General features: G+C 54.2%; 22 protein-coding genes. 21 read left to right on the forward strand and 1 reads right to left on the reverse strand.

Going from position 1 to position 24,801, the window contains the following annotated elements:
- Nucleotide 1: 1 nt before the first annotated feature.
- The 6 genes from ACZ5FP_RS27090 (at nt 2) to ACZ5FP_RS27115 (ending at nt 6,478) form a co-directional block, all read left to right on the forward strand.
- On the forward strand, nt 2-817 hold the full coding sequence (locus ACZ5FP_RS27090; protein ID WP_464665091.1) for an HpcH/HpaI aldolase family protein: 816 nt from the start codon (nt 2-4) through the stop codon (nt 815-817).
- Nucleotides 818-819: 2 nt separating this feature from the next.
- Entirely contained in the window at nt 820-1,809 is a 990-nt protein-coding gene (locus ACZ5FP_RS27095) for a hydroxyacid dehydrogenase (protein ID WP_464665093.1), read from the forward strand.
- 8 nt (nt 1,810-1,817) lie between these two features.
- Complete coding sequence (locus tag ACZ5FP_RS27100; protein ID WP_464665094.1) at nt 1,818-3,311, forward strand: sugar ABC transporter ATP-binding protein; 1,494 nt, start codon at nt 1,818-1,820, stop codon at nt 3,309-3,311.
- Nucleotides 3,304-4,317, forward strand: coding sequence for an ABC transporter permease (locus ACZ5FP_RS27105; RefSeq protein WP_464665096.1), 1,014 nt, complete (start codon nt 3,304-3,306; stop codon nt 4,315-4,317). Before ACZ5FP_RS27100 ends, ACZ5FP_RS27105 begins: the two co-directional genes overlap by 8 nt.
- Nucleotides 4,318-4,405: 88 nt before the next feature.
- Entirely contained in the window at nt 4,406-5,353 is a 948-nt protein-coding gene (locus tag ACZ5FP_RS27110) for a substrate-binding domain-containing protein (protein ID WP_464665098.1), read from the forward strand.
- A 213-nt stretch (nt 5,354-5,566) separates the two neighbouring features.
- The gene (locus ACZ5FP_RS27115; protein WP_464665099.1) at nt 5,567-6,478 is read left to right on the forward strand and encodes a MurR/RpiR family transcriptional regulator; all 912 of its coding nucleotides are present in this window, start codon (nt 5,567-5,569) and stop codon (nt 6,476-6,478) included.
- A 42-nt stretch (nt 6,479-6,520) separates the two neighbouring features.
- Here ACZ5FP_RS27115 and iolG read toward each other — a convergent pair whose 3' ends face one another.
- Nucleotides 6,521-7,522 (reverse strand): inositol 2-dehydrogenase, encoded by a 1,002-nt coding sequence (iolG, locus tag ACZ5FP_RS27120; protein WP_464665100.1) that lies wholly within the window; start codon nt 7,520-7,522, stop codon nt 6,521-6,523.
- Nucleotides 7,523-7,827: 305 nt separating this feature from the next.
- On the opposite strand from iolG, the gene iolD reads away from it, so the two are divergent.
- The 15 genes from iolD to ACZ5FP_RS27195 all read left to right on the forward strand — a co-directional run bounded on the left by iolD (nt 7,828) and on the right by ACZ5FP_RS27195 (nt 24,573).
- Complete coding sequence (gene iolD / locus ACZ5FP_RS27125) at nt 7,828-9,669, forward strand: 3D-(3,5/4)-trihydroxycyclohexane-1,2-dione acylhydrolase (decyclizing) (RefSeq protein ID WP_464665101.1); 1,842 nt, start codon at nt 7,828-7,830, stop codon at nt 9,667-9,669.
- 52 nt (nt 9,670-9,721) lie between these two features.
- Nucleotides 9,722-10,531: an SDR family oxidoreductase gene (locus ACZ5FP_RS27130; RefSeq protein WP_464665102.1), complete on the forward strand. Its 810-nt coding sequence runs from the start codon at nt 9,722-9,724 to the stop codon at nt 10,529-10,531.
- 19 nt (nt 10,532-10,550) lie between these two features.
- Nucleotides 10,551-11,618 (forward strand): sugar phosphate isomerase/epimerase family protein, encoded by a 1,068-nt coding sequence (locus ACZ5FP_RS27135; protein WP_464665103.1) that lies wholly within the window; start codon nt 10,551-10,553, stop codon nt 11,616-11,618.
- Nucleotides 11,615-12,784, forward strand: coding sequence for a Gfo/Idh/MocA family protein (locus ACZ5FP_RS27140; RefSeq protein ID WP_464665104.1), 1,170 nt, complete (start codon nt 11,615-11,617; stop codon nt 12,782-12,784). The genes ACZ5FP_RS27135 and ACZ5FP_RS27140 overlap by 4 nt, the downstream gene beginning before the upstream one ends.
- Nucleotides 12,785-12,976: 192 nt before the next feature.
- Nucleotides 12,977-13,909 carry a substrate-binding domain-containing protein gene (locus tag ACZ5FP_RS27145; RefSeq protein ID WP_464665105.1) on the forward strand — a complete coding sequence of 311 codons (933 nt, stop codon included), beginning with the start codon at nt 12,977-12,979 and terminating at the stop codon, nt 13,907-13,909.
- Nucleotides 13,910-13,982: 73 nt separating this feature from the next.
- Nucleotides 13,983-15,524 (forward strand): sugar ABC transporter ATP-binding protein, encoded by a 1,542-nt coding sequence (locus tag ACZ5FP_RS27150; RefSeq protein ID WP_464665106.1) that lies wholly within the window; start codon nt 13,983-13,985, stop codon nt 15,522-15,524.
- Between the two features lie 29 nt (nt 15,525-15,553).
- The gene (locus tag ACZ5FP_RS27155; RefSeq protein ID WP_464665107.1) at nt 15,554-16,570 is read left to right on the forward strand and encodes an ABC transporter permease; all 1,017 of its coding nucleotides are present in this window, start codon (nt 15,554-15,556) and stop codon (nt 16,568-16,570) included.
- A 21-nt stretch (nt 16,571-16,591) separates the two neighbouring features.
- On the forward strand, nt 16,592-16,843 hold the full coding sequence (locus ACZ5FP_RS27160; protein WP_464665108.1) for a hypothetical protein: 252 nt from the start codon (nt 16,592-16,594) through the stop codon (nt 16,841-16,843).
- Between the two features lie 324 nt (nt 16,844-17,167).
- Nucleotides 17,168-17,962 (forward strand): ATP-binding cassette domain-containing protein, encoded by a 795-nt coding sequence (locus ACZ5FP_RS27165; RefSeq protein ID WP_464665109.1) that lies wholly within the window; start codon nt 17,168-17,170, stop codon nt 17,960-17,962.
- Nucleotide 17,963: 1 nt separating this feature from the next.
- Nucleotides 17,964-18,947: an ABC transporter permease gene (locus ACZ5FP_RS27170; protein ID WP_464665110.1), complete on the forward strand. Its 984-nt coding sequence runs from the start codon at nt 17,964-17,966 to the stop codon at nt 18,945-18,947.
- A 90-nt stretch (nt 18,948-19,037) separates the two neighbouring features.
- Nucleotides 19,038-19,940 carry a sugar ABC transporter substrate-binding protein gene (locus tag ACZ5FP_RS27175; RefSeq protein WP_464665111.1) on the forward strand — a complete coding sequence of 301 codons (903 nt, stop codon included), beginning with the start codon at nt 19,038-19,040 and terminating at the stop codon, nt 19,938-19,940.
- A gap of 71 nt (nt 19,941-20,011) precedes the next feature.
- On the forward strand, nt 20,012-21,202 hold the full coding sequence (locus tag ACZ5FP_RS27180; protein ID WP_464665112.1) for a Gfo/Idh/MocA family protein: 1,191 nt from the start codon (nt 20,012-20,014) through the stop codon (nt 21,200-21,202).
- Between the two features lie 32 nt (nt 21,203-21,234).
- Nucleotides 21,235-22,272, forward strand: coding sequence for a hydroxyacid dehydrogenase (locus tag ACZ5FP_RS27185; RefSeq protein WP_464665113.1), 1,038 nt, complete (start codon nt 21,235-21,237; stop codon nt 22,270-22,272).
- Nucleotides 22,273-22,581: 309 nt separating this feature from the next.
- The gene (locus tag ACZ5FP_RS27190) at nt 22,582-23,889 is read left to right on the forward strand and encodes an NRAMP family divalent metal transporter (protein ID WP_464665114.1); all 1,308 of its coding nucleotides are present in this window, start codon (nt 22,582-22,584) and stop codon (nt 23,887-23,889) included.
- A 159-nt stretch (nt 23,890-24,048) separates the two neighbouring features.
- On the forward strand, nt 24,049-24,573 hold the full coding sequence (locus ACZ5FP_RS27195) for an N-acetyltransferase family protein (RefSeq protein ID WP_464665115.1): 525 nt from the start codon (nt 24,049-24,051) through the stop codon (nt 24,571-24,573).
- The last annotated feature ends 228 nt before the right edge of the window (nt 24,574-24,801 follow it).

The raw sequence follows: 24,801 nt of genomic DNA on the forward strand, positions 1-24,801 counted from the left end.
AATGATCAAGAATGGTGTGAAAAGCCGCTGGGCCGATGGAAAGCCGGTGCTCAATGGCTGGCTGTCGATTGCGAGTTCATTCAGTGCGGAAATTATGGCCGCTCAAGGGTACGATTCAATCACTATTGACATGCAGCATGGGATCGTTGGCTATGATGGCGCCGTCCCGATGTTGCAGGCCATGCGCGCAAGCGGTGTAGCACCTCTTATTCGCGTTCCTTGGCTCGACCCAGCTGACATCATGAAGGCGCTCGACGCGGGCGCCTATGGTGTCATCTGCCCCATGATAAACACGAGGGAGGAAGCCGAGCGCCTGGTTTCTTACGTCCGCTATCCGCCACATGGTGTTCGCAGCTTCGGGCCCAGCCGGGCTCTGTTCTCTACCGGAACGGGATATGCAAACGAGGCCGACGACGAGATGATCTGCCTCGCGATGATCGAAACCGCGCAGGCATATGAAAATCTTGACGACATTTTATCTACGCCCGGACTTGACGGTGTTTACATAGGTCCAGCCGACCTCACGCTCGGACTTCAAGGCAGGAAGTATGCCCCCGGCTTCGATCGGAGTGAGCCCGAAATGATTGCGGCGATCCAGCATATTCTCCACACCGCACACAAGGCGGGTAAACGCGCAGCTCTTCACAACGGAACAGCGGAGTATGCCGCAAAAGCCGTTGGATGGGGCTTTGATCTGGTCACCGTTTCGAACGACGTTCGCCTTATGGCGGGGGCAGCCGATGCAAGTGTGAGAAAATTCAGGGAACTCGTGGCGGACGCGCTTCCTGAAAACAAGCTCGACCGGGGAGGGTATTGAGCATGCCAAGAGTTGTTGTCGCTGGAAAGATCCACGCGGACGGGCTGTCTCTCCTGCAAAATGCGCCGGGAATCGAAGTCGATTACGTTGAAGATGTCACTGCAGCCAGTTACGAGCCCTATCTACCAACCGCAGATGCATTACTCATCCGAACGCAGCCGCTGTCGTCCGCGTTTGTCACTGCAGCACCCAATCTGAAAATTGTATCCCGGCATGGCGTTGGGTACGACTCTGTCGATGTCGCGGCCCTTAACGCGCGACAAATCCCGCTGGCAGTGGTCGGTGACGTGAATTCCCGTGCGGTTGCAGAACACGCGGCTATGCTCATGCTCTCGGCGGCACGTCGGACCGTTTTGTTTGATCAGAAAATGCGGCAAGGCGATTGGAACTATCGCAATTCGCTCGATGCAGTCGAGTTGGATGGCGGAACATTGCTGATTGTTGGTTTTGGACGTATCGGTCGCCGTCTCGCGCAAATTGCCGCTGCACTGGGAATGAATGTCCTGGCACATGACCGATTTCAGGATCCGTCAAGCATTCTAGCACATGGTGTTCATCCTGTTGATACTTTGGAAGACGGTCTTCGCGTCGCGGACGTGGTTTCCCTCCATGTACCAAAGGTTGGCTCTCAGGCACTTATCGGAGAGCGCGAACTGGCTTTGATGAAATCGTCTGCGATCCTCATCAATACGGCACGGGGTGGCCTGGTCGATGAAAAGGCATTGCTCGCTGCTTTGAATGAAAATCGGATAGGTGCTGCCGGGCTGGATGTTTTCACCGAGGAACCGCCAGTTTCCGGAAATCCGCTCTTTGCTTGCGAGCGGGTAGTCCTGTCACCCCACAACGCCGGGCTAACGGAAGCGTGCGGGCGAAGGATGGCCGTTTCTGCCGCTGCCAATATTATCGATTATTTCAATGGTAATTTGAGCGCGGCTCTGGTCGTCAACCACGCAGAGATCGGCCATCAGACGCTGGTTGCGGCGCGCGTTTGACGATGCCGATGCTTACGCTCACCCAGCTCTTCAAATCGTACGGCGATGTTCCCGTCCTGAAGGGGATAGACCTGTCTGTCGAGCAGGGCGAGGTTCTTGCGCTGGTCGGCGAGAACGGTGCTGGCAAGTCAACCCTGATGCGTATCATTGCCGGGCTTGCACCCCAATCGAGCGGCACGATGGATTTTGAAGGAAAACGTGCCCCGCAGACTCTGCGGGAAGCCGAGCGGGCTGGTGTGGTTATGGTGCATCAGGAATTCTGTTTGGCTGCGCATCTGACCGTTTCCGAGAACGTCTTTCTCGGACGTGAACTGACCAAAGGGATTTTTACAGATCGCCAAGCCATGGAGAAGGCTTCCGCTGATATCTTGGCAAAACTCGGATCATACGTTTCACCGCGTGCTCGGTTACAAGATCTGCCTGTGTCTGATTGGCAGATGGTCGAGCTTGCCAAAGCCTTTGCGCGCGAACCTAAGCTAATCCTTATGGACGAACCAACGGCGGTTTTGTCGGGGACAGAAGCGAACCAGCTTTTCGATCGCATCCGACTGTTCCGCGACGAGGGGGGCTCGGTCGTTTTCACCTCGCACCGTCTCGATGAGGTGAAGGCTATCGCCAATAGGATCGCCGTGCTGCGGGATGGCCAGATTGTGCGGGTGGCAAGGGCAAGCGAAATATCTGAAAATGAAATGGCCGAAGCCATGGTCGGTCGGCCATTGTCGGAAATCTATCCGGTTCGTCAAAAGACAAAAACGAGGGGTGAAATCCTTGTCGACGTGATCGGATTGAACTCGGCGAATGCGGTTATTGATGCCAGCCTGACGATCCACAAGGGGGAAGTTCTCGGAATTTCCGGACTTGTGGGGTCAGGGCGGACAGAATTGTTCGAGGCACTTCTCGGCTTGCGTTCCGCGTCGTGTCACTCATTCGAACTCAACGGGCAACGCCGTGCGCTGCCGCATGCGCGGGAGGCCTGGCAATTGAAGCTTGCCTACCTGACCGAGGACCGGAAAGGGAAGGGCCTCCTGCTGGGCAAGTCACTATCTGAAAATATTGCGCTGACAAAGGGAGCGCTGAGTAGCCGCAATTGGATCAGTCATCGCTTGGAGAATCTGGACCTGGTCACTGCGGTGAAGGAATACAATATCCGGGCGGGGAAATATAACGCAACTGCTGGTTCGCTCAGCGGTGGCAATCAGCAAAAAATCCTGATTGCGAAGACACTCGCAACAGATCCCGATCTGGTCGTCTTCGATGAGCCGACGCGAGGTGTGGACATCGGAGCCAAACAACAAATCTACGAAATCATCGCCAGGCTCGCCGATGCAGGCAAAGCCATCGTCGTCATTTCCTCGGAAATGCAAGAGATCGTTGGACTATCGGACCGTGTTGTTGTCATGCGGCGGGGGCAGATTTCCGGTGAGCTGACGGGAGAGAAAGTACAGGAAAGCGAGATTATCCGCTTCGCAATGGGCTTGCAGGAGGAGCTAACCCATGTCTGACGTCACACTTAATACCGCAGGTGCCCCGACAGGCTCTGGTCTGACCATAACTCGGACATTGGAAGCTATGGGCCCGCTCATCGCCTTGATCCTGCTCATGATAATCGGCGCTTTGACAAGCGGTACCTTTCTCGGTGCCGAGAACTTGTCAAATGTCTTCACGCGAAGTGCCATTATCGGCATCATAGCGATTGGTGCTACATTCGTGATTACAGCGGGCGGGCTGGATTTGTCGGTCGGCTCGCTGTCCGCATTGGTCGCAGGTGTGACCATTCTTTTCCTCAATCACTCGGTGGGGGCCCTTGGATCCGGTTGGTTGCTGATTTCAGCAGGAATACTGTTCTCCATTCTTGTGGGCGCAGCTGCGGGGTTCCTGAATGGCTACATGATTGTGAAGGGCAGAGTCGAAGCATTCATTGTCACACTTGGCGCAATGGGCATCTTCCGCTCAATTATTACCTGGCTTTCCGATGGTGGTTCCATTTCGCTGGACTTCTCCCTGCGTGATGCGGCGAGACCAATCTACTATGGGCAGGTGGGAGGGATCGCAGTTCCGATCATCGTTCTCATTGTCATGGCTGTTATCGGCGAAGTGGTTTTGAGACGTGTGCGGTTTGGGCGGCACGTTGCCGCGATTGGTTCCAATCGTCATGTCGCCCTTTATTCAGCAATTCCCGTTAACCGCGTCCGAATCCTGACCTACGTCATTCAAGGTTTCTGTGTGGCAGTCGCCACGGTCATTTATGTTCCACGCCTCGGCGCGGCAACACCCTCGACGGGATTGATGTGGGAACTGGAAGCCATCGCGGCCGTCATCATTGGCGGAACTGCTCTGAGTGGCGGTTTTGGCCGCATATGGGGAACGGTTGTTGGGGTGCTTATCCTCGGGTTCATCAGCAATATCCTGAACCTCACTGGCTTTGTCAGCCCCTATCTCAACGGGGCTTTCCAGGGGGCGATCATAATTATCGCAGTTCTCCTGCAGCGGGATCGCTCGCAAGGCTGAACGACGAACACTGTCACTAATGAAGAGCTTGCCAGACTTTTGCATGAGTCTGGAAGGGTTGGGTTGTCTAAATAAGGGAGGAACTATCATGCTGAGAAGTTTGAAAACGGCTCTTGTCGCGGGAGCAATGATGATCGCGGGATGTGGAATACAGGCAAATGCTGCAGATGCCGTTATTGGTGTCTCCATACCAGCTGCAACGCACGGCTGGACTGGTGGTCTGAATTACCACACGAGGCGAACGATCGACACCATGAAGAAGGCCTTCCCGAATGTCGATTTTGTTCTGACGACATCATCCAGTGCGACCCAGCAGGTCAATGATATTGAGGATATGGTCGCCCGGAACATCAATGCACTCATTGTGTTGCCATTTGAATCTGATCCCTTGACCCAACCGGTGAAGGCCGCAAAAGCCAAGGGTATCTTTATTGCAACCGTCGACCGGGGACTGGGCGAAGAAGGCATTGAAGACCTGTACGTGGGAGGCGACAATCCGCAGTACGGGCGTGCAGCTGCGGAATACTTCAAAAAGAAATTCCCGGACGGTGGCAAGATTGTCGTTATGCGGGGAATACCGACCGCGATCGATAACATTCGTATCGAAGCCTTCAATGCCGCATTGAAGGGCACGAAGATCGACGTCCTTGACATGCAATACGCCAATTGGAACCCCGACAAGGGTTTTGAAGTTATGCAGGATTATTTGCAGCGCTTCCCAAAGATCGACGGTGTGTGGGCTGGGGATGACGATGCTGCGCTTGGTGCCATCGAGGCTATCAAGCAAGCTGGCCGCAAGAATGTCACCGTTCTTGGCGGATCTGGCATGAACAAGGTCGTTAAACTCGTCAAGGATGGGCACGACATGGTTGACGCCGATATTTTTTATCCACCGACGCTTATTATTCCCGCGATTGAATTGGTGACCATGAAATTTGCCACGCAAGCCCCGATCAATGGTCGGTATGTTCTTGGCAGCCCGTTGATCACAAAGGATAATGCGGTAGAGTACTATTTTCCTGACGCTCCGTATTGATTGTCCCCGGTGCACTTTCGGGTGCACCGGTTCTTCCAACCGTTCAGAGATCGGACAACACACGGCTCGATCTACCTGCTGTGAACATGGAATGTTGCGAAATAAGAAAAATTGCAATAATCAAACTGGCACGGTGCTTCCTTGTTAAGTGACAGCGACTTAAACGGCTGGCTTGGCTCGCGTGAGCGGCTAACAATGAAGAGGTTCTGTTTCATGCCAAGGGTAAAGAATTCTGAGCAATCCGAACCGCGATTGGCGAACTACGAGAGTTTCGTCAACGCTGTCACGGAAGCATATCCTTCTTTGAGCGACAGGTTCCAGCAAGTCGCGAGGTTTCTCACGCAGAATTCAAATGTAGTCGCCATGCAGTCGATTAACACGATTGCCGAACAAGTTGGCGCACACCCCTCGATTCTTGTGCGCTTCGCGCAGCACTTCGGGTTTTCCGGTTTCAAGCAGTTGCAGGGTGTATTCCAGACAAGACTGTCGACTGCTGCGCCGGGATACCGGGAACGCATCAGCGCTCTCGATGCGGATTTGGAAAAGAACAAACGCAAAGGCAATCTGGGCTTTCTGCACGATCTGGTGGTGCGGGATATAGCAACGCTGCAGGAATTGCTGAACGCAGTTACGGAAAAGTCTCTGGCAGATGCCGCAAAATTGCTGAAAAATGCCGATACGATTTTTATTGCCGGACAACTTCGCTCTGAACCGATTGCCGGTTTTTTGCGGTATGTTCTCTCAATGCTGAGACGCAGGGTTGTCCTGCTTGATCCGGCCGGTGGTCTTGCTCCTGAAATGGCACAGGTCATGGGCAAGAAAGACGTACTCGTAGCGATCTCTTTCCGACACTATGCCAAGGAAGTGGTCTCGATCGCCGACGTTGCCGCGAGCAATGGTACGCCCATGGTCGCCATCACTGACAGCCAGCTGTCTCCTTTGGCGAAGAGTGCGAAGGTCTTGTTCACGGTACCGGAAGACGAGTATTCATTTTCGCGCTCTTTGGCGGCGCCCATGTGCATCACCCAATGTATCGCGATAGCCCTTGCGGCGTCCCTCCAGGAAGATGGCGAAAGTACGCCGCACATTCCAACTGTCACGGAAAATCAACGCCGGAAGGTATGATCTGACAAGCGCCGTTCCTGCGAACGGCGCTTGGCGCATTCGTCAGGAAACTTCAGACACCTTCACGAAGCGCTTTTCTTTCAAAGACAGGACTGCCGCTTCGGCGAGCGCAAGCGCCCGCTCTCCATCATCAAACGTTGCTTCCGGTTTTCCGCCGCTGACAGCCTTTTCAATGAAGCTTTCGAGCCCCGCGGAAAACGCTTCAACATAACGTTCAATGAAGAAATTAAGATAGGGCTCGCCTGCGGCTGTAGTTACTGCCCCAAAGCGCTTCAGTTCGTGGGCGCGACGATTGTCAGAAATCACCATGCCTTTGGAGCCAAACAACTCAATGCGCTGGTCATAACCGTAAGTGGCCAGGCGCGAGTTGTTGATGTGGCATAGCTTGCCGCTCCCTGTCCGCATGACCACCATTACGGAATCGACATCATTGAGTTCCGTGGCAAGTCTTGGCTCGATAAGTGCGCTTCCAGTTGCAAACACTTCATCCACCTCCTCATCGAGCATAAAGCGCGCGAGATCGAAATCATGGATTGTCATATCTCTGAAAATTCCGCCTGATGCCTGCAAGTAACCCCATGGGGCCAGTCCAGGATCGCGCGATGTGATGATGATCTGTTGCAGGTCTCCGATATCACCATTGCGTACGGCCTCACGCGCTGCGCGATGTCCCGGATCGAACCGGCGGTTGAACCCGATTTGAACGACACTCGCATGGGCAGCAATCGCATTCCGGCATTTCACAACCCGCTCCAGGGACAGATCAATGGGCTTTTCGCAGAATACAGCTTTTCCAGCTCGTACTGATGCTTCGATAAGGTCTGCGTGCGTCGGTGTGGACGTGGCGATAAGCACAGCATCGGCTGAAGCGATTGCCACTTCGGCGCTCGGCGCAACAGCGCAGCCAAATTGCGTTCCAACCTGCTCTGACGCTTCAAAGACAGGATCGTAAACAGAAACAAGCTGCGCGGTAGGCGAGCGGGCAATCGTGGCTGCGTGCATTTTACCGATGCGACCGCAGCCGAGAAGGGCGATATTTAACACGGATTTCCTCCCGGGGTTTTGATCAAGCGGTTCTGCAGTAACTCAATGCAAAAAATATTGCAATAAATCAAATATGACAATATTGGTTCTCTGTGTGGTTCAGCCCGTGCTGTTTGTACCCGCGCGCATTTGGAGGCGCATGGCCGCTCGAATTGATCGAAACTATGATTGATTCACATTGTCTGAACGGTCCCAGGACGGGCCACACACAGCTGAAATGCAAAAAGACTTGCAATATTTAAATTAATGCAATAAATATTCCATGCACAAGGCTGGTCGAGGAGCGCCAGTTTGGGAGGATTAATATGTCTACTGTCCGCTTAACCATGGCACAAGCCCTGGTCCGCTATCTTTGCAATCAGTTCACGCAGATTGAGGGGCGGCGTGAACCCCTGTTTCCTGGTGTTTTTGCGATCTTCGGGCATGGGAATGTGACCTGCCTTTCAGAAGCACTCGAAGCGGTTAAAGATATATTGCCGACATGGCGCGGACAGAATGAACAGTCGATGGCACTTGCTGCAATTGGTTTTGCGAAAGCGACGCAGCGGCGTCAGATCATGGTTGCAGCGTCTTCGATCGGTCCTGGCGCATTGAACATGATCACCGCAGCCGGTGTTGCTCACAGCAACCGGCTTCCAGTCTTGCTGCTCGCCGGTGACAGCTTTGTCAATCGTCGTCCCGATCCGGTGATGCAGCAGGTCGAGCATTTTGGCAATCCGACGATCACGGTAAACGATGCATTCAAGGCGGTCACACGATATTGGGATCGGATCACCCATCCAGAACAGATCATTGCCTCCCTGCCGCAAGCGGTTGCCGTGATGCTTGACCCGGCAGATTGTGGTCCGGCATTTCTGGCCCTGCCGCAGGATGTGCAGGAAATCGCATGGGACTATCCGGAGAGCTTCTTCGAGCCAACAGTGCATAGAGCTCCGCGCCCACGCCCGGATTTGGATAGTCTGGCGCAGGCTGTCAAAGTCTTGAAGTCTGCCAAACGTCCGCTGATCATTTCAGGTGGCGGTGTGCGCTACTCCGGAGCAGAAACAGCCCTTGCTGACTTCGCAGAAAAGCACGGCATACCGATGTGCGAAACCATCGCCGGCAAGGGTACCGTAACGCATGATCATCCCGCTCATGTCGGCCCTATTGGTATCGTTGGCTCCACCTCGGCAAATACATTGGCTGCGCAAGCAGATGTAATCCTTGCCGTTGGCACGCGGCTGATGGACTTTACAACCGGATCCTGGACCGCATTCTCGCCGGACGCCACGTTCGTATCGATCAATGCGGCGCGCTGGGATGCCAACAAGCATCGCGCGGTTGCGGTCGTTGGCGATGCGCGTGAGAGTATAAACGAGCTTCAGGCAGCACTCAGCGGCTATATGGCTGCACCAGAATGGACCCAAAAGGGTCGGACCGAGTTTGCGAAATGGAATACCGCGCTCGACGGTTATCAAAAGCCTACCAATGCTGCCGTACCTACCTACGCACAAGTTGTCGCCGTCGTGAACGCCCATGCCGGCGAGCGCGATCTCCTGATTACGGCCGCCGGCGGTTTGCCTGGTGAAGTCATGAAGAACTGGCGGGTCAAAGCTCCCAATACCTTCGACTGCGAGTTTGGCTTTTCGTGCATGGGATATGAAATTGCAGCCGGGTGGGGCGCAGCGATGGCTGATCCCACCCGTACCCCGATCGTCATGATCGGTGACGGCACCTACATGATGATGAACTCGGACATCTATTCCACAGTGCTTTCGGGGCACAAGATGATTCTGATTGTTTGTGACAATGGCGGCTATGCTGTCATCAATCGCCTTCAGAACGCCAAGGGCGGAGCGTCCTTCAACAATCTGTTGAAGGATTGCCGGGTCAAAGAGGCGTTTCCAGTGGACTTCGGCAAGCATGCTGAATCCATGGGAGCACTGACGCGCCATGTTGAAAGCCTGGCAGATCTTGGAGCCGCCATGGAGTGGGCTCAGTCAACAGACCGGACAACTGTACTCACAATTGTGTCGGATGCTTTCACCTGGACGCCTGGAGACGCTTGGTGGGATGTAGGCGTACCCCAAGTGAGTGCCCGCCCGGAAGTGAATGTCGCGTCGGCCGACCAGCAAGCCGGTCGTAAAAAGCAGCGTGTCGGCATTTAGGGGCTCTCCAAATCTGTTATCGGCGCAATTCGGTTATGCGGAAACCAACGACATGAACGGTCAATTCAAAGGTAAAGTTGCTCTTATAACGGGAGGCACGCAGGGATTGGGTGCCGCCACCGCGAAGCTTTTCGCGGAACGGGGAGCGGAAGGTTTGGTAATTTGTGGCCGCTCGACGGAAAAGGGCGCCGCGCAGGTAGCCGCACTTGAAGAACTAGGCTGTAAGGCCGTGTTTGTGAAAGCCGATCTTGGGAACATCGATGATTGCCGCAAGGTCGTTGCGGAAGCAGACAGAGTATTCGGGCGGCTGGATTGTCTCATTAACGTTGCGGGTGCGACCAACAGAGGCACCATCCTGGAAACCTCACCTGAGCTGTTCGATATGTTGTTTGCGGTGAATACACGCGCGCCGTTTTTCCTGATCCAGGAGGCAATCAAGCTTTTCAAGCGCGAGCAGATCGAAGGAACGATTGTCAATATTTCCTCAATGTCATCGATGGGCGGCCAGCCAAATTTGACAGCCTATTGTGCCTCCAAAGGTGCGCTTGACACGCTGACACGTAATGTTGCTTACGCAGTTCTTCGCAACCGTATCCGCATCAACAGCCTGAATATCGGTTGGATGGCATCGGAAGGTGAAGACAGGACCCAGCGCGTCCTGGACGGCAGACCAGAAAACTGGCTTGAGCAGGCAGCTGCCGACCAGCCAAACGGCAGGTTAATCGACCCGGTTGAGGTTGCCCGGGCAATCGCGTTTCTGGCGTCCTCTGAATCCGGCCTGATGACAGGCGCAATCATAAATTTCGATCAAGGGATATGGGGAGCCTATGATGGCATCCCACACCCCGCATCGCCACTTTGATGCCGAACGAGGTATTATAATGAAGACAATCAAGGGACCTGCGGTATTTCTCGCACAGTTTGCTGGCGATGAAGCACCATTTAATTCGCTGAAAGGCTTGTCCGGGTGGGCCGCTGACAAGGGCTTCAAGGGCGTTCAGATCCCAACATGGGACAGGCGGATTATTGACCTCGAGAAGGCGGCCGAAAGCCAGGATTATGTCGATGAGTTCAAGGGCATTTTAAAAGAAGACGGCCTCGTGGTCACCGAGCTCGCAAGCCATCTTCAGGGACAACTTGTTGCCCTCCATCCATCCTTCAATCTTCCCGCGGACTCTTTTGCCCCCGCAAAGGTGCACAAGAACCCGAAAGCGCGGCAGGAGTGGGCTGTGAACCAACTCCTTTGTGCGGCAAAGGCCTCGCGGCGCTTTGGCGTAGATCGCCATGTAACATTCAGCGGAACATTACTTTGGCCCTATTTTTATCCATATCCGCAATGGCCGGACGGTTTGATTTCGGACGGCTTTGATGAACTGGCCACACGTTGGCGTCCGCTGCTTGATGCGTTCGACAGCGAGGGCGTGGATCTATGCTACGAAATCCACCCAACTGAGGATTTGCATGACGGGCTCACATTCGAAATGTTCCTGGAACGTGTCGAAAATCACCCAAGATGCAACATTATGTACGATCCGAGCCATCTGGTGCTGCAGTCGATCGATTATTTGACCTACATTGATCATTACCATGAACGGATCAAGACATTCCACGTCAAGGATGCCGAGTTCCGCCCGACGGGTAAGACTGGAGCATATGGCGGCTACCAGCCGTGGATCAGCCGAGCCGGCCGTTTCCGGTCTCCAGGCGATGGTCAGGTCGATTTCGGCGCGATTTTCTCCAAATTGTCCGGCTACGACTTTGATGGCTGGGCCGTCCTTGAGTGGGAATGTGCCTTGAAAAACTCTGAGGATGGTGCCGCTGAGGGCGCACGATTCATTGCAGATCATATCATTCGGGTTTCAGAGCGGGCCTTTGACGACTTTGTGAAATCCGGAGCTGACCGCTCGCTCAATCATGAGATCCTTGGAATTTCGGAGGTATTGCGATGACCGGGATACCCCTTGCAAATCGCAGACTAAGACTGGGCATGGTGGGCGGCGGTGATGGTGCCTATATCGGCGGCATCCATCGTTTCGCGGCAAGACTGGACAACAATTTCGAACTCGTCGCAGGCGCGTTCGACGTCAATGCCGAGCGCGGTCACGCATTTGCGGCGAAAAACTACATCGAACGAAATCGATCCTACGATGACTTTAAGGCAATGGTGGAGGGGGAAATATCCCGGGCCGATCGTGTCGATGTCGTGGCAATTTGCACGCCCAATCATACACATTTCCCGATCGCCAAGGCCTTCCTCGAAGCTGGTATTCACGTGATCTGCGAAAAGCCGATGACAACAACCGTGGAAGATGCCATCGCCTTGCATGAGTTGGCACAATCGACTGGTCTTTTCCTCGGCGTAACCTACACCTATTGCGGCTATCCGATGATCCATGAGGCACGTGCAATGGTTCAGCGCGGCGATCTTGGAGACATTCGGGTCGTTCAGGTTGAATATCCATTGGAGTGGATGGCGACTGGCATTGAACTGCAGGGAAACCAGCAGGCAGCCTGGCGGACAGACCCGAAAAAAAACGGTCGCGGCGGATCAATCGGAGATATTGGCACCCATGCATATCATCTGGCGGGATTTGTAACGGGTCTCAAAGCCGAAGCGCTGGCTTCCGATCTTGCTACCTTTGTCGAAGGACGAGCGCTTGATGACAATGCTCACGTCATGATCCGTTACGAAGGTGGTGCCCGCGGGTTATTGTGGTCGTCGCAGGTGGCAATCGGCCAATCAAATGGACTACGGTTGCGGGTAATCGGCGAAAAAGGCAGCTTGGCCTGGCATCAGGAACATCCCAACGAGCTGCATTTCACCCCGCTGTTTGGTGCGCCCATCGTCATCAAGCGTGGCAGGGACGATCTCTCTGAGAACACCCAGGTTCGGACGCGCACGCCGCCTGGTCATCCGGAAGGCTACATTGAAGCATTTGCCAATCTTTACTCTGCTTTCGCATCGGTAATCCGATCGAAAGCATGCGGTGAAGCTGTGGATGAGGACGTCATTCCGACATCCTATGACGGATTGAAGGGGGTCGCCTTCGTGGACGCTGTCGTGGATAGCCACGAAATACACGATGGAGGCTGGCAAAAACCACGCTTCGTGTGATCGACACAGCTGGGAGGAGCTAGTCTGAAAACGGTATCTGTACGCAAATCGCGCGGATGCCAAGAATACCGAAAGATCGAACGAAGCCGGAAGAAACCGGCAGAACCGGAGGCGCGTCGTCTCCCGGAACGAAGATGCTTTGGCATTAATCGCGGACGTCTGAAATCGTCCGCACAACAGAGGAGGAATGGAATGAAGAAGTATTTTGCATGTGCGGCTCTTGCGGCAGCACTGTTGACGAGCACGGCGCATGCCGAAACCATTGGTGTCAGTATGTCATTGTTCGACGATAACTGGCTGACCGGTCTTCGTCACAGCATGGAGGACTACGGCAAGTCACTCGACGGTGTGACCATACTGACCGAGGATGGTCAGGGTGATATCGCAAAGCAGCAGAGCCAGGTGGACAACTTTATCGCGTCCCGCGTTGATGCGATCATTATCATGCTGGTCGACGCCGACTCTGGTGCAGCGATCTCAAAAACTGCGGCGGCAGCAGGTATTCCGCTGATCTTTGTGAACAATGCACCGTCGAACGTCGACAGCCTGCCGGACAAGCAAGCTTTTGTCGGGTCTAATGAAGAGCAGGCTGGAACGCTGGAAACTCAGACTGTCTGCAAGATGCTCGCAGGCAAAGGCAAAGCGGTTATCATGCAGGGACAGCTCGGCACTACAGGTCAACGTGGCCGCACGAAAGCCACGCACGATGTGCTGTCCACGCCGGAATGCAGCGGCATCAAAGTCGTTGAAGAACAGTCGGCCAACTGGATGCGCACACCGGCTCTCGACTTGATGACAAACTGGTTGTCCGCCGGTGTCGAATTCGATGCGGTCATTGCCAACAATGACGAAATGGCCTTGGGTGCCATACAGGCATTGAAGGCTTCGGGGCGGAAGATGGATAGCGTTGTGGTTGGCGGTGTTGATGCCACGGCAGATGCTCTAGCTGCTGTAGCGGCAGGGGATCTACACGTCACGGTGTTCCAGAATGCAGCCGGCCAGGGACGTGGTGCGGTCGACACGGCGCGCAAGATCATCAAAGGCGAGGCTGTCGAAAAGAAGACGTACATCCCCTTTGAGCTCGTGACCAAAGAAAACCTCTCACAGTATCAGACCAAGAAGTGATTGGGCCGTTGGGAGCGGGGTCAATCCCGCTCCCAATACGCATTGCAACAGGGTCGTGATTGGGAGGACAGAAATGACCATAAGCCCGACAGCAATGGCCGCCGTGCGCGCCAGCAGGACAATTCCAAATGCCGAATACCTTCTCTCTGCCGAGGGTGTACACAAGGAATTTCCGGGTGTCGTTGCGTTGGACGACGTTTCTTTCAAATTAAGGCGAGGGTCGGTTCACGCCTTGATGGGCGAGAACGGTGCCGGCAAATCCACCCTGATGAAGGTGCTCGCAGGTATCTACCAACCGGACAAAGGCACAATCAAACTCAAAGGCGTTGAAATCCGGTTGTTGTCACCACTCGACGCGCTGGAGAACGGCATTGCCATGATCCATCAGGAACTCAACCTGATGCCCTATATGACCGTTGCGGAAAACATCTGGATCCGCAGAGAACCAAAGAACCGGTTTGGATTCGTCGATCATAGAGAAATGCACCGGATGACGATCGAACTCTTCGAACGCTTGAAGATCAACATCGATCCGGAAATGGAAGTCCGGCTCCTGTCCGTTGCCAATCGGCAGATGGTCGAGATTGCAAAAGCTGTTTCGTACGAGTCCGATGTTCTCATTATGGACGAACCGACGTCGGCTTTGACCGAGCGTGAAGTCGGTCATCTGTTCGAGATCATCCGCGATCTGCGCGCGCAAGGCATCGGGATCGTCTACATTACCCACAAAATGAATGAGCTGTTCGAGATCGCCGATGAATTCTCGGTCTTTCGCGACGGCAAGTACATCGGCACGCACAGGTCCACGGACGTAACACGGGACGACATTATCCGGATGATGGTTGGCCGTGAGATCACACAGATGTTCCCCAAGGAAAAGGTGCCGATCGGGGATACGGTCCTTTCTGTCAAGAACCTGACACTCAACGGCGTGTTTCACGACGTCTCGTTTGATGTTCGTGCAGGCGAGATACTCGGTATAGCCGGGCTTGTAGGATCTGGCAGATCGAATGTGGCAGAAGCGGTGTTCGGAGTGACGCCCGCGTCGTCCGGTTTGATTGAAATCAATGGCAATCATGTCAACATCGATAGTCCCAAAACCGCCATCCGCAATCGCATGGCGTTTCTTACTGAAGACCGGAAAGACACAGGATGTCTGCTGGTTCTTGATATTCTTGAAAACATGCAAATAGCCGTTTTGCAGGATCGCTTTGCAAGTGGCGGTTTCGTCCGGGAAAAGCAGGCTTATGCTGCCTGTCAGGAAATGAGCCGAAAGCTTCGTGTAAAGACCCCGAACTTGCATGAGAAAATCGAAAACCTCTCGGGCGGTAACCAGCAAAAGGTTCTCATCGGTCGATGGCTTCTCACCAATCCGCGCATCCTTATTCTTGATGAGCCTACGCGCGGTATCGACGTTGGTGCAAAGGCGGAGATCCATCGCTTCGTGACGGAACTGGCGAGGGACGGCGTGGCTGTCATCATGATTTCGTCGGAGTTGCCGGAAGTGCTTGGCATGAGCGATCGCGTGATGGTGATGCATGAGGGGAGGGTCACCGGATTCCTCGATAGATCAGAAGCCACCCAAATAACAATAATGGAACTGGCTGCGCGTTAAGCGTCTGCGGACGGTTGGAAGGAACAACTATGACCACTCATCAACTTGTCACTGAAAAGACCGAAAGAACCACATCCGCCCGACGTTTGCCTCCGGAATTGAACATCTTTATGGTTTTGATCGCTATCGCACTCGTACTTGAAGTGCTGGGCTGGCTCTTCGTTGGACAGAGCTTTTTGCTTAATCCTCAACGTTTGACGATCATGATCTTGCAGGTTTCCGTCATCGGGATCATTGCAATTGGTGTGACGCAGGTGATCATTACCGGTGGCATCGATCTATCGTCAGGATCGGTTGTTGGCATGACTGCCATGATCGCCGCTGGCTTTGCACAATCCTCGACCTGGGCCCGTGCCATTTATCCCAGTATGACCGACTTGCCTGCATTTATCCCGATCGGTATCGGGCTGATCATCGGCGTATTGGCCGGACTGCTGAACGGTTGGTTGATTGCCTTCACCCGCATCCCGCCCTTTATTGCAACACTCGGCATGATGGTGTCGGCGCGCGGTGTTGCCAAATGGTACACGAAGGGCCAGCCAATATCCGGGCTCACGGATCAGTTCAATTTTATCGGCAGTGGCGTCGTACCGGTCATCGTCTTCCTCGTTATGGCTGTGGTCTTCCACATTGCGCTTCGTTACACGCGTTACGGCAAGTTCACCTATGCGATTGGCGCGAATGCTCAGGCGGCAAGGGTTTCCGGGATCAATGTCGAAGCTCATCTCGTAAAAGTCTATGCAATTGCAGGGCTTCTTGCAGGCTTGGCCGGAATTGTGACCGCTGCGCGAGCACAGACGGCTCAATCCGGCATGGGTGTAATGTATGAACTTGATGCCATTGCAGCCGCTGTTATCGGAGGAACATCGCTCTCAGGCGGCGTGGGCCGCATTACTGGCACTGTGATTGGCACAATCATTCTCGGTGTGATGACTTCCGGTTTCACATTTCTGCGCGTCGACGCGTATTATCAGGAGATCATCAAGGGCGGTATTATCGTTGCTGCTGTTGTGGCTGACGTCTATCGGCGCAGGAAGAGAGCTTAAGGCAATGGCGAGGTGCCATTGATGACGGCTGCAGAATGCACCCATTCTACCACATCAAAACAAGCGGTAGACGACCACCTCGCGCCAAACTATTTGGGTTTGGCGTCGCTTGCTTTGGCATTCTCGTTATCCCTTATTGGCTCAAAAGCCATACTTCATAAAGAGCCTCTCTTCGGGGGTGGACCAATTGAACTGAAAACCGATCTTGAGACCGCAGGGGCAAAGTTTTTCCGCTTTGCATGTAATGCAATTTTTATTGCATTTTTTCATTGACGCATAATTAATTGCATAATACGGTTGCTGAAGGTCCTTGCGATGTTTTCAGTTCGGATCCACGGCATTGAGGAGTGGCCGCAAGCAATTAAAAATAAAGGGTAATCGAGAGCGTCCTTGTTAAAGGCAGTTCTGTCGGCACCGAGATTTTTGTTCACAACGACGTTCGCCTGAGAATTCGAAAGATGACTTCGAAAGTGGGGACGGCGGGACCGCTGGTGTCTTCGCTGTCTCACTTGACCGCATTGTCTAGAGATTGGTCTGCATCGTTATGGTGTGAACAGCAGTCGTTCGGTTTGCACCGAAGTATCAAGGGAGGAATAAATGGCTAATGTTCCCGCAAATGGGTCACGGCTTCTCGAGGCAAGGGGCATATCAAAATATTTTGGAGCTATAACAGCGCTTCACGATGTTAATTTTCACATAGGGGAAGGAGAGGTGCTCGGTGTCGTTGGCGACAATGGAGCTGGCAAGTCAACTTTGATGAAAATACTCTCGGGGCTCTATGTGCCGAGCGAAGGCGAACTCATTTACCAAGGTTACCCGGTTAAATTCACGAGTCCACGTGACGCCCGGAACCTGGGCATAGAGATGGTATATCAAGATTTCGCTCTCGCCGGGAACCTTCCCATCTACGAAAACATTTATCTTGGCCGCGAGCCTGGCCTCAAGTTTGGGTCGCTCACCATCGTGGACCACGCCAAAGCGCGGGAGATGGCAGCCGCGCATCTCGATAAGCTGAAAATCCATGTAAAATCGATTGACCAGAACACCGAAAATTTAAGCGGCGGCCAGCGACAGGCGGTCGCCATAGCTCGCGCAACGGCATTCGATGCGAAACTTGTGATCATGGACGAGCCCACTGCGGCGTTGGCGATAAAAGAGGTCGGAAAGGTACTTGATCTCATACGGTCGCTCAAAGAGCACGGCGTAGCGGTCATCATCATTTCCCATCGCATGGACGACATTTTCTACTGCTGCGATCGCGTCATTGCACTCTTTCAAGGCACGAATTTTGCCGAAGCCCCCCTCGGTGAAACCACCCGCAACGAAGTAATCGGTTGGATCATGGGGACCAAAGGTCACCATGATCAGCTAGCTCACGACAGAGTGCAGTGAAATGATCTACAGCCCGAAACTCGCTTCTTTCATGGAAACCTACGGGATCGTGTTCGTCGTCATCGCCATGATGATCGGACTTGCGACGATAAAACCGGACGTGTTTCTCACTTCCCAGAACTTAACGAATATTCTTAAGCAGAACGCATCGCTGGCGCTGCTCGCTCTCGGGATGCTCGTCGTCATCGTCACGGCCGGCATTGACCTTTCCGTGGGCTCCACGATGGGCCTGTCAATGGTGTGCATTGCTATCGCCAGTAAGGCAGGAATCGCTTGGCCGCTATGCCTTCTTATCGGACCGGCAATAGGCTTGACGGTCGGATGGATAAACGGGGTAGGGTTGACGTGGCTCAAACTGCCGCATCCGTTTATCATGACCCTCGGCACGCTCAACATTGCGCGGGGCCTAACCTATCTCGTCACTGCTGGGGCACCGGTTTCCGGACTTCAACCCGAAGTGCGCTATCTCGGCGTCAAGTATTTCGATTTTGGCATTTTCGCGCCGCCTGCTGGCTTGCCAGCCAGCCTTGTTATTGTCGCTGTATGCGCTATTGGCCTCTGGTATTTTCTGGCACGTACAAATGTCGGGAGGCACATCTACGCTATCGGAGGAAATCAACACGCTGCCCGTGTGTCCGGCATCAATGTCGATCGGATTCTGGTGCTGGTCTACATGATCTGCGGCTTTTTTGCCGGCCTTGCGGGCCTCTTGCTTGCCGGCCGAACCGACAGCGGGTTCCCCAATGCGGGCATTGGTATTGAGCTGGATGCGATAGCGGCTGTCATTATCGGAGGCGCATCATTTTTTGGCGGACGAGGGACAGTCCTCGGCGTATTGGCCGGCGTCCTGATCATGGGACTTCTGCGCAATGGACTTAACATCAACAATGTCAGCGCGTTTTGGCAGATGATCCTAATCGGGTTCGTCATCATTTTTGCCGTTTACATCGATGTCCTAAGGCGCCGTGCCGGAGTCCGCAGTTGATCGTGGACGTTTTTGAACACGAAACAGCCCGTTCCGTCTCCTGACGGGCGCTTGTATTCAGGGGACGCTATGGTCGGGAGGACCTATCAAATGAAGAAAATGTTGCTCGCGGGAATTTGTGTATTCGCGTTGGCCGGAACCGCACATGCAGACAAGTTCGTCCTCAGCATGAAAGGCCCCGGTGCGGGAAACCCCTATTGGGCTGCGGTTGAGGAGGGCGCCAAGGCCAAGGGCAAGGAGTTGGGCGTCGATGTAATTGTCGTTGCGCCGCCTGCTGAAACCGACGTGCAGTCGCAAATCAACCAGCTGGAAGATTTGATCGCTCAAAAAGTCGACGGTATCGCCCTTGCGCCGACCGATCCGAATTCCCTCGCAGAGGTCATAGAGTCGGCAAAGACTGCCGGCATCAAGACGGTGTTTGTCGACGGTGCCGGTACCAACGAAGGGGTCCCGTTCATCGGGACCAATAACTTGGAAGGCGGCAAACTTGCAGGCGAATATATGTGCAAGAACCTTCCAAAGGGTTCGGAGGTGGCGATTCTTCAAGGAATTATGAGCACGACCAATGGAGTGGACCGCGCGGGTGGATCCAAAGCCGCGTTCGAAGCTTGCGGGTTAAAGATTGTAGCCCAGCAGACGGCGGAATGGGATAGGGCAAAGGGTCTTTCGGTGACCGAAAGTATCTTAGCTGGTAACCCCAACATCAAAGGCATTTTTGGATCCAATGACAACATGGCGCTCGGCGCTGTCGAAGCCTTGAAGGCCGCGGCAAAACTAAAGGACGTCATGGTTGTCGGCTACGATGCCAATCCCGATGCGGCAACGTCTATTCTTGCGGGCGAGATGACGGCATCCATCGCGCAAGCGCCCAAGAAAATCGGTGGTCTGGGGATCCAAACGCTTATTGATCTCAAGGCCGGCAAGCAAGTGCCTTTGGTGATTGATACCGGCACGGTGCTCGTCACCAAGGACAATGCCGACCAATATAAATGAGGTTGATCCGGGGCACGCCGGAGGGTGTGCCCCAATCTGCTACAGCAACCTGATTGAGAGTGAGCAAACATATGAGCGATACGGTTCAAGGTCAGGCCTTCCCCCTACCTTCCAGACGCTTGCGTTTGGGGTTTGTCGGCGGCGGCCAAGGGGCTCTAATCGGGCAGGTTCATGCGAACGGGGCGCGGTTGTCGAACCGCTGGGAAATTGTTGCCGGAGCGCTTTCATCTGAGCCGGAGCGAGCCTTGCGGTCCGGCAGGGCGTGGATGTTATCCAAGGACCGCATCTACACCGACTACAGAGACATGGCGGTAAAGGAGGCGCGACGGGAGGACGGCATAGATGCCGTCGTCATAGCCACTCCCAACCATCTGCACCATGATGTCGCACTTGCTTTCATGGATGGCGGAATCGACATTATTTGCGACAAGCCCCTCACCACCAATCTCGCAGAAGCCCTCAATCTTGTTCGGCGACAACAGCAAACCGGATTGGTCTTCGGAGTGACATATGCCTATGCCTCACACGTGATGGTTCGGCAATTCCGGGAGATGGTCCGCGCAGGCGAGATTGGGGAGATCAAACAAGTCCACGTCGAGTATTTTCAGGAATGGGCTGTTTCACTGACGGACGAGGGTAGTGACGGTGTGCCATGGCGATTGAATCCAGACAAGGTCGGTCCTACCTTCACCGTGGGCGACATCGGCACGCACGCCGCGCACTTGGCCGCATTTGTGACGGACAAAGACTTGGAAAGCGTACGCGCTGACTTCCATGTGTCTGGTAAGCCGAAGAAGCTCGAGGACACCGCGTTCATGCACGTACGATTTGAAGGTGGCATCCCCGGAACGTTGATGGTTTCTCAGGCAGCTGCCGGCACGCACTGTGGACTACGCCTGCGGGTGTTCGGTACATTGGGTGGTATGGAATGGCAGCAGGAAAACCCCGAGTATCTTAATTTCACCCGCATCGACGAGCCAACTCAAGTGATCAGCCGGGGTTATGGCGGCGGCATGAAACCCGCCGCGGTGCGGTTCGTGCGCATGCCGAGAGGGCACCCTGAGGCGCTCACCGATGCCTGGGCCAATCTTTATACCGAAATTGCCGTAGCGGTGGATGCCCGCAGATTGGGCGTCCAGCTAAACCCGGATCTTTTGGCCTATCCCACGGCACTCGATGGCGCGAAGGGAGTGAGGTTCATTGAAGCAGCGTTCGAATCGAGTCAGTGCGATCAATGGCGCAGTTGCAAGCTCGTTGTTTGACCCCAGCCACCAATCGGAAAGCAAGGGAAAAAATGTCGGAACATCATCCATTGATACTTATTGCCGATCCGGAGCCGCGAACCGTGGCGATGATCTTCGAACCTGCAGTAATGGAGAAGCTGCGTAGTTTGGGGCGCGTCAGGATCCATGCCGACGGCCAGCGGCTTGGCGACACTGAGCTTGCCACTGATCTGGCGGAGGCCACAATTGTCATAGGCCAGATCGACCTGCCATCTGACCGCCTCTCAAAAATGCCTAAATTGAAGGCGGTCTTCAATGTGGAAGGCAATTTTTTTCCTAATGTAGATTACGGCTATTGTCTGGAGCGCGGCATCCACGTGTTAAACGTTAGCCCGGTGTATGCGACGGCTGTTGCAGAAACGGCCTTTGGAATGGCTATGGACTTGGCAAGGCAGATTACGTCGACGCACGAAATGTTTCGCACGGCTTCGGAATCTTGGGGTCTGGCAAGTAACAAAGACAGCTTTCTGCTCACCGGGTCCAACGTAGGCATCGTCGGGCTCGGCGATCTCGGCACTGCCTTGCGGCGTATGCTTGTGCCGTTCCGATGCAAAGTACGAGCGTATGATCCTTGGCTTTCGGAGCGGGTAATTATGGAGAGGGACTGTGTGCCGTCCACGCTTGACGAGGTTCTCTCGCGCTCTCGGATTGTCTTTCTTTTTGCTGGATCGACGGTCGAAAACCAAGGCTTCATCGGGGCCAAAGAACTGGAAAGAATGCAGCGTGGTTCCATTCTCCTGTTGATGAGCAGGGCGGGGATTATCGATTTTTCGGCATTGGAGGACGCTATCGGCGAAGGACGCATCCGTGCAGGCATTGACGTTTTTCCCGTTGAACCGCTGCCGTCGGATGCACCGATCAGGAAAATGAACGGCGTCATTCTTTCGAGCCACCGAAGCGGAGGTATGGCCGAGAGCTTCTTCGACATTGGTCGCTTGGTCGTTGCAGACACTGAGTTGGTGCTGCGCGGTCTTCCGCCTCAGGTCTGCAGACGTGCAGAACGGGAGACTGTATTGAAGCTTCGCAGCCGTCCTGTTTCCGGATCTTAGCCGGGTTCACTCCAACTCACGAGTCAATCGCAGTGCGATCAAATGATCGTTATCTCACGACTTTCCAGTTTGCACACATCTGACATTTTCCACAGTTCGCCTAACGTTCAATAGGATTTAGCGGCGATCTTTTTGTGTCCCCATTTGAGGAGCCGACTGTGCGAAAGGAGGGGTCAGTAAATCGAGCGCATTTGTTTGATCCAGAACAATGTCGCGATCGTTTGCAGCGATATTCTCTGTACGGCGATTTCATAATCAGCGCGGCAGACCCTTAAGGGAGCGTGGCATTGGGCCGGATGGAGATGGGCCATGGTTCATGAGTGCAATGAACCTCGGCCGGCAAGCAATCTTCAAACTCTTTGGGCTCGCCTCAAGGAGCATCCCTTATCACGCGTCGGTCCAGGGCTTATTACAGGTGTTGCCGACGACGATCCCAGCGGTATCGCTACCTACTCACAGGCAGGGGCGCAATTTGGTCTGAACATGCTTTGGACCATGCCGGTCGCCTTCCCGTTGATGGCGGCAGTTCAGTCCATGTGCGCCCGCATCGGCCGTGTGACCGGAAAGGGTCTTGCGGCCAACATCAAGTCAGCTTTTCCGCCCATTGTTCTTCAAGGCGTTGTATTCTTACTGCTGATCGCCAACATTCTTAACATTGCCGCCGATGTTGCAGCCATGGGCGAAGTCGCTGAACTCGTCAGCGGCGTCGATCGTCATCTAATGACAGCTTTCTTCGTCATTGGGACTTTGTTGCTTCAGGTCTTCATTCCCTACCACCGTTATGTCTCGTTTCTGAAGTGGCTGACGCTCTCGCTTTTGGCCTATGCCGCCGTGTTGTTCACGGTCCATGTTCCATGGAGCCAAGTGGCCTTTCGTACAATTTGGCCAACGCTGACTTGGAATGCCAGTGCCGCGGCCATGGTCGTTGGTGTTTTCGGCACAACCATCAGTCCCTATCTCTTCTTCTGGCAGGCCTCTGAGGAGGTTGAGGATATGCAGGCAAGGCATGGACATGCGTTGCTCACTTCCGATACACCTGCCGCAATGACGGAGCTCAACCGGATCCGGTGGGACACCTGGAGCGGCATGCTGTACTCCGATATCACGGCTTACTTCATTATTCTGGCGACTGCCGTGACACTGAACGTGGCAGGCGTAACCAATATCGAGACTGCCGCGCAAGCAGCCAGCGCATTGAAGCCGCTGGCGGGAAACTTCGCCTATCTTCTCTTTGCACTCGGCATCCTGGGTGTCGGTTTGATCGGCGTACCGGTTCTGGCGGGCTCGGCGGCCTATGCTCTTTCCGAGGCGATGGGCTGGAAATCCGGATTGGAACTGAAGGCACAGGACGCCCGCGGATTTTACGGGGTGATCGCCATTAGTGTGCTCGCAGGGCTCATCATTCAATATTCACCGATAAGCCCTATGAAAGCATTGCTCTGGAGTGCCGTAATCAACGGCGTTGTGGCCGTCCCGCTTATGGTGGTCATCATTCTGCTTGTTTCAAAGAAGTCCGTCATGGGCTCTTACACCGCCAGCCGCTCGCTCCTTGTTCTCGGTTGGATCGCCACCCTGATCATGGGGGCCGCAGCCGTATTTATGTTCATACCGAACTAGTGATATCGATTGCCATTGTTTCAAGGCCGGAGAATTGATCAAGATCAATGCCTTGAGCGGGGCAAAAGACAACGATGTGGCTCGAACATTACCTCTCCCAACAGCCCTCCACACAGATTGGGCACACCCGTGGGTGGAGGTTCATTCAGGAGCAAGAAAATGAGTACAGATCCATGGACCCGCGATTTGACGACGCGTACTGGATTCACATTCCACGTACGCCCTGCGCAACCAGATGATGAAGCCGCCTTGGCACAGTTTTTCACTCATGTGACACCGGAGGATCTGCGATTCCGGTTCTTGTCAAGCATACGGGAAGTCGGGCATGACCGCCTCGTCGCCTTGGCTCAGGTCGATCATCTTCGAACAGAGAATTTTTTGGCTTTTTCTCACAAGGGAGGCCCGATCATAGCCACTGCAATGTTGGCCTGCAACGACGCTCTCGATAAGGCAGAGGTCGCAATCTCCGTGCGTGCGGAGAATAAGGGTAACGGAGTGAGCTGGGAGTTGCTTGGTCATATTTCCCGGTATGCCGAGGCCAAAGGCATCAAGAGCCTTGAATCGATTGAGAACCGCGAAAATCATGCGGCAATCGAACTTGAGCGCGAGTTCGGCTTCGTTGCTGAAGCCTATCCTGACGATCCTTCTCTGATCATTGTCCGCAAGCAACTGAACCAGCATTGACACAATCGCCGGTGAAGGTTTGCCGCGCCGAAGTCACGGTACTTTTCCCGCTTCAGGGCACCATTCTTCGTGGCGTACCACGCGGTAAGAAACTGGATACCAGCCAGAGTAGACGCCTCGGATGCGAAGTTCGCCCCGCGGCTGCAAGGATTGATCCAGCGCAATGTCATAAAAGTGCGTGCGCTTTAGGTGTTGAATCCGGAAATCGGGCCCTGTGAGACCCGCAAG

The organism is Phyllobacterium sp. T2-21 (genome assembly GCF_055378485.1).